This window comes from Roseiarcus sp., assembly GCF_052145395.1.
Taxonomy (GTDB): Bacteria; Pseudomonadota; Alphaproteobacteria; order Rhizobiales; family Beijerinckiaceae; genus Roseiarcus.
In genome coordinates this window covers 1-5,707 of record NZ_JBKQOT010000016.1, presented here as the reverse complement: position 1 = coordinate 5,707, position 5,707 = coordinate 1, and the positions used below count along the sequence as shown (strand labels likewise).

The window sequence follows — 5,707 nt, the reverse complement described above, 5'->3', positions numbered from 1 at the left end:
TGTCGTCGGTGCGCCCGATACAGCGGACGCGCGGGGCCGTTCGCCCGCAGGCGCATCGGCCCGCGCTCACCCGCACATGGTCGCGGGTGCGAAATCGCAGCAGCGGCGCGGCGCGGTTGACGAGATGGGTCAGCACGAGTTCGCCTTCGGCCCCGTCCTCGAATGACTTCGGGGCGCCCGTATCGGGATCGATAAGCTCCGGATGGACGAAGCCCCGGCCGGAAAAATGCATGCCGGCTTTCGCCTCGCACTCGCCCCACAGCGTTATCGAGATGTCGCCGATGCCCATCGCCTCGGTGACGCTCGCGCCCCAAACCTCTTCTAGTTTCGCCCGCATGGCGGGTTCGCCGCCGCCGGGCTCCCCCGCAACGAGCACGCGCTTCACGCTCGACCGGGCGAGGTCCCTGCCGTGTTCGCGCGCCCATTCCGCAATGTGAAGCGCGTAGGATGGCGTCATCACGGCGGCCGTCGGCTTCAGGAGCTCGATCGCCGCGACGAGCCGCTCGGTGTTCCCCGTGCCAACCGGAATATGGCAAAGGCCGAGCCGGTCGAACACGGCGAGCGCGGCGCCTGCGACAAAGGGGCCGGCGTTGTAGGTCGAGACGATCTGCTCGCCGCGGACGATTCCCGAGGCCGCGTAGGATCGCGCCGAGGTCCTGACCCAAACCTCGATGTCGGAGGCGGTGAGCGGAATGTAGCTCGGGGTCCCGGTCGTGCCGCTGGTCGAATAGATGCGCGCGATCTCGTCCGGGTGGGCCGCGCGATGCGTCCCAATCGGCTCCTCCGGCGTACGCGTGGCGCGCAGTTCGTCTTTCTCGGTAAATGGCAGCGCGTGGATCGCCTCGAGCCCGCCAACGGCGCCGTGGGTCACATAGCCGGCGCGCTCGAGCTTGCCGCGATAGAAGCGCGAGCGCTCGAACAGGTATTCGATCTGCTTCCGGTAGAGCGGCGCGTCGAGGCGCGCCTGGTCCTCCCACGGCGCGGCTTCGATGTCGGGCTCGACCATCGGCATCAGGCGGAGCCTCCTTGGGCCGCGGAATGGTCGATCGCCTCTTCGCCCTTCGAGGCGAGATAGAAGCCGATCGGCGTCTCCTGCTCCTCGATGAGATGGGCAATCAGCCCGCCCGTGCGGGCGAGGATCGGCAGGGCGCGGATCAGCGCCGGCGGAACGCCGACGTCGACCAGCGTAGCGGCGATCGCCATCGAGACATTCATCGGCAGCGGCTTGCCCCAGGCCTCGGCGACCGCTTTGGTCAGCGCCGTCGCCGCCTCGACCGCGCGGCCCGCAACGCGGCGCTCGCGGGCAAGCGCGATCATCCGCTCGGCGCGCGGATCGACCGGCTTGTGCAGCGGGTGTCCGTAACCGGGTATCGGCCGGCGTGCGGCGCGATACTCCCGAACGACCTCGAGCGCCGCTTCGTCGATCGAGCCGGCTGCGCCCGTCCGCGCAAGCACGTCGTCGACGAGCGCGCGGCAAAGGTCGGCCGCCCCGAGGATCACGGTCCCGCAGCCGAGCACCCCGGCCGCGACCGCGCCCTGGAGGGCGGCCGGGTCGGCCGCGAGGGTCATCCGCGCGGCCTGAACCGAAGGTGTCAGCCCGTGTTCGGCGAGCGCGACCAGACTGAGATTGAGGAAGAAGCGCTGGTCATCCGTCGGCGCGCGACTGGTCGCCAGAAGGTACACGAAGTCGGTGAAGGTCGTGCCTCCCATGAGGTCGGCAGTCAGATCGCGCCCGCGAACCCAAATCCTCTCAGGCGACGCGGCGGCGATCTTCGTCTGCGCCGCGCCGGCCTTGCCGATCAGCATGACGTTTCCTCTCCCGGTCTAGCCGTCTCTTTGACGGGAACTTATTTAGGGACAATGCGACGATTGTCAGACAAAATCAAAGCCGCGACGCAAGTCCAAGGGTTGTGAACGGCGAGGTCACGGCGACGCGCCGATAGCGCGGTGCGCTTCGGCACAGGCGCCGCCCCTCTCCCCACATAGGGCGTCGACGCCCTATGTGGGGCGAACGTCACGATGAGGGCATGATTTTCCTCTATATCTCCGCTGGCGTGAGTGGAGCCTTCCCAAGGATCATGTCGGAGGCTTTTTCCGCGACCATGATTGTTGGTGCATTCGTGTTGCTTGATGGGACGAAGGGCATGACGGAAGCATCGACAATCCGAATGCCGAGAAGCCCGCGCAATTTAAGGTCAGGTGTCACCACGCCATCTTGACCCGAGCCGATAGAGCAAGTTCCCACTGGATGGTGGTCTGTCTTGCAAGAGCGGTAGGCGTACTCCGCGAGCTCCGCGTCTGTATTAATGTTGTCGCCGGGCAATCGCTCCGCCATCACGTATGGCTTCAGCGCGGGCTGCCGCAAGATGTCGCGCGCGAGACGGAGGCCTTTGATCGAACATTCCCGGTCATAGGGATCAGCCCAATAATTGGGGTCGATCAGAGGAGCTGCTTTCGAATCGGCGCTGGCGATTCGCACTGTGCCGCGCGAGCGGGGACGCAGGAATGCGGAGTTGAGGGTCACGCCGGGGTTCTTCATCGTGGCGACGCCAGCCTCGATGCCAGAGCCGAGGCCAAGATGGAACTGGATGTCGGGCGATCGCGCCTGCTTGTCGGCATACCAGAAGCCACCAGTTTCAAAGAGCGTTGACGTCACCGGACCGGTCTTGAACAGCAGATACTGAAGGCCTGCCCACACCGTGCGATGCGGCTGCGCGATGCGGTCATAGGTGTGATCGCCTGTGCATTCCGAGATCGCGTAGAGATCGAGGTGATCCTGCATATTCGAACCGACGCCGGGGAGGTCATGCACGACATTGACCCCCGCCGCTCGCAAGGAATCGGCAGGCCCAATGCCGGAGAGCTGAAGAAGGCGTGGCGAGCCGATAGCGCCGCAGCTAATGATGATCTCGCGGTCCGCATTCAACGTCTCGGTTCCGGTCCCCGACACGACCGTCACACCAACGGCGCGGCCGTTCTGCACCTCGATCTTCAGAGTTTGGGCGTTCAGACGGACTGTCAGGTTCTTCCTGCCCTGCACGGGCTTCACGAATGCGCTCGACGCAGAAGATCTTTCGGCATTGCGGGTGGAAAGCTGGTAGTGGCCCATCCCGTCCTGGACGGTGCCGTTGAAATCGTCATTGAAGGGAATGCCCAGTTCCTGCGCAGCGCGCAGGAAGGCATAGCTGATCGGCAGCGGATTGATCGGATATGAGACCCCGAGCGGGCCGCCATAGCCATGATAGGCGTTGTGGAGCTTCTGGTTATCCTCGCTTCGCTTGAAGTACGGCAAAACCTCCCGATAGCTCCATCCGGTCGCGCCGGCGTCATTCGCCCAGGCGTCATAGTCCTTGGCGTTGCCTCGCGTATAAAGCTGCGCGTTGATCGACGACCCACCCCCGATCACCTTGGCCTGCGTGTACCAGACGACACGGCCATTGAGGTGTTTCTGCGGGACCGTGCTCCAGCCCCAGCTGGCGACGCCCTTGGTCATCTTGGCGAAGCCCGCGGGCATTTTGAAAAGAGGGTTCCAGTCGCTTCCGCCGGCTTCGAGCAGCAAGACTTTGATTGACGGATCGGCGCTCAAACGATTGGCGAGTACGCAACCAGCAGGTCCGCCGCCAACAATGATGTAGTCGTATGCCATGTGGGTCGTCCTGAACTTAGCGTAGGTCTGTCTTTGCGATGTGATCGGAGACGCGAAGCGCCTGGGCGGCGATGGTCAGCGACGGATTGACCGCCGCCGAGGTCGGAAGGAAGGACGCATCGATGACAAACAGGTTCGGGTGGTCCACGGCGCGGCAGTAGGGGTCGAGCGGCGACGTCGCCGGATCGGACCCGATGCGGACGGTGCCGCATTGATGGGAACGCGTACGGCGGTCGAACGGCTTCGACAGGACGATCGGATAGCCTGCGGCGCGCAACCGCTGCCTGAAGGCCTTTACGAGCCCGTCGTGCGCGCTCCAGTTGCTGCGCTTCCAGTCGAGCCGGATCTGCTCGCCCTCGACCGTCACGCGGCTGTCCGGATTCGGCAGGTCCTCGCTCATCGCGTACCAGTCGACCGAGCGTCTGCTCATGAGAGTCAGCGCCCATTCCGGCGCCATGGGAATGCTCGACTTGAGGATCGGCCCGGTGACGCGGCCAAGCAGCTGGATGTTGCCGAGCGGCGGGCCGCCGTGGCCATCGTCAAGGTAGAAGTCGTTGACCCCAAGCGTCTTCTGATAGACCGAGTCGTTAACCGACCTGGGATCGATCGCGAGCACGGCCGAGCAATTGTGGTTCATGAAGTGTCGGCCGACCGTGTCCGAGCGATTGGCGACGCCGCCGTCGCGAGACGCCAGCAGCAGCGCGGCCGAGTTCACTGCGCCCGCGGCAAGGATGACGAGGCCGGCGAAGACTGTCCGACGCTCCCCGGCGACCGAGACGTCGACGCCTGTGACGCGCTTGCCGTCGCGATCCATGAGCAGCCGCTCGACGCGTGCATTCTCCCGCAGTTCGACGTTTCCGTGAGCGAGAGCTTTGCTGAGACCACAGGTCTCGGCGTCCATCTTGCCGGTCCCCGTGTCGGGAAAGGCGTCCCACGGCGTCTTCGCCCGAGCGAGCCATTTCTCAATGTTGACGCCGAGCGGAAGGGGAAAGGGGCGGAGTCCGACGCGCTTCAAGCGCTCCCGCACCTTGGCGATCGCGGGCTCGTCGGGCACCGGACCATAAGGGTAAGGCGCGGAATGCTTTGGCTCGGTCGGGTCGAAGCCGAGACTGCCGCGGACGTTGTAGAGCTTTTCGGCGAGGCAATACCAGGGCTCGAGTTCGTCGTAGGTAAAGGGCCAGCCCGGCGTCGCGCCTTCGCGGTACGCAATGGGCGCGAAGTCCGCCGCTCGGTATCGGAGCAGCACGGCGCCGTAGAGCTTTGAATTGCCGCCGACGTAGTAGTAGTTGCCGGGATTGAAGGCTTGTCCGGCGCCGTCGAGCCAGGTTTCATGTGGCCGGAAGACGCCGCGCTGGAAGATTGCGCGAGCGTCGCGCGCATCGGCGCTGTCGCGCAAGCGGACGCCGCGCTCGAGGATAAGGATCCGAGCTCCGATCGGCGCAAGGCCGGCCGCGCACGTCGCGCCGCCCATGCCTGAGCCAATGATCACTATGTCGACCGTCTCCGTGTTCGCCATCGGTTCCTCGTTGCTGTCGTCACGCGCGTCCGCTTTCCGTCGCGGGGTCGCGAACGCGTTCAGCCAAAGCACCTTCTAGATTCAGATCCGGCGTGACGACTGCGGATCGAACAGCACCGCCTTGTCGAGGTTGAAGGCGAAGGTGTGGTTCTGACCGACGGAGACAGGCGTCTCTGCGCGCATCCTCGCCGTCAGTTCCTTTCCAGCGGCGTGGGTCACCACATAGGTGTCAGAACCCGCGGGCTCGACAATTTCGACCGTCGCATCGAACGTGGCGACCGACTTTGCATTGCGGTCCACGCTCTCCTTGTCGTTGACCGCCTCCGGACGGATGCCAAAGATCACCTTGGCGCCGTCGGAGAGCTTTGTCGCATCGGCGCTGGCGGGGACCGGCAGGACGATCGGCGCATGGTCGTGACGCTCGATAGCGATCTGGCGGGCGCCGTTGGAGCGACCCACTTTCCCCTCGAGCAAGTTCATAGCCGGCGAGCCCATGAAATCCGCGACGAAGAGGTTGTTCGGTGAGTTGTAGATCTCGTACGGGG

General features: G+C 64.9%; 5 protein-coding genes. All 5 read right to left on the bottom strand.

The annotated features are described in order from the left end of the window. Positions 1-1,012: phenylacetate--CoA ligase family protein (locus tag ACLP25_RS00545; RefSeq protein ID WP_442467301.1), on the bottom strand; the 1,012-nt coding region annotated here is incomplete at its 3' end. Beyond that, positions 1,012-1,806 carry a citryl-CoA lyase gene (locus ACLP25_RS00540; RefSeq protein ID WP_442467300.1) on the bottom strand — a complete coding sequence of 265 codons (795 nt, stop codon included), beginning with the start codon at positions 1,804-1,806 and terminating at the stop codon, positions 1,012-1,014. The genes ACLP25_RS00545 and ACLP25_RS00540, both read right to left, overlap by 1 nt. 232 nt (positions 1,807-2,038) lie before the next feature. Further along, on the bottom strand, positions 2,039-3,646 hold the full coding sequence (locus tag ACLP25_RS00535) for a GMC family oxidoreductase (RefSeq protein WP_442467299.1): 1,608 nt from the start codon (positions 3,644-3,646) through the stop codon (positions 2,039-2,041). Between the two features lie 16 nt (positions 3,647-3,662). Next, entirely contained in the window at positions 3,663-5,162 is a 1,500-nt protein-coding gene (locus ACLP25_RS00530) for an FAD-dependent oxidoreductase (protein WP_442467298.1), read from the bottom strand. An 81-nt stretch (positions 5,163-5,243) separates the two neighbouring features. Further along, a partial coding sequence (locus ACLP25_RS00525) for a TOBE domain-containing protein (RefSeq protein WP_442467297.1) occupies positions 5,244-5,707 on the bottom strand: 464 nt, incomplete at its 5' end.

Excerpts from the sequence above, each read along its gene's own strand:
- ACLP25_RS00540 (WP_442467300.1), bottom strand. The coding sequence starts at position 1,806 with ATGCTGATCGGCAAGGCCGGCGCGGCGCAGACGAAGATCGCCGCCGCG.
- ACLP25_RS00535 (WP_442467299.1), bottom strand. The coding sequence starts at position 3,646 with ATGGCATACGACTACATCATTGTTGGCGGCGGACCTGCTGGTTGCGTA.
- ACLP25_RS00530 (WP_442467298.1), bottom strand. The coding sequence starts at position 5,162 with ATGGCGAACACGGAGACGGTCGACATAGTGATCATTGGCTCAGGCATG.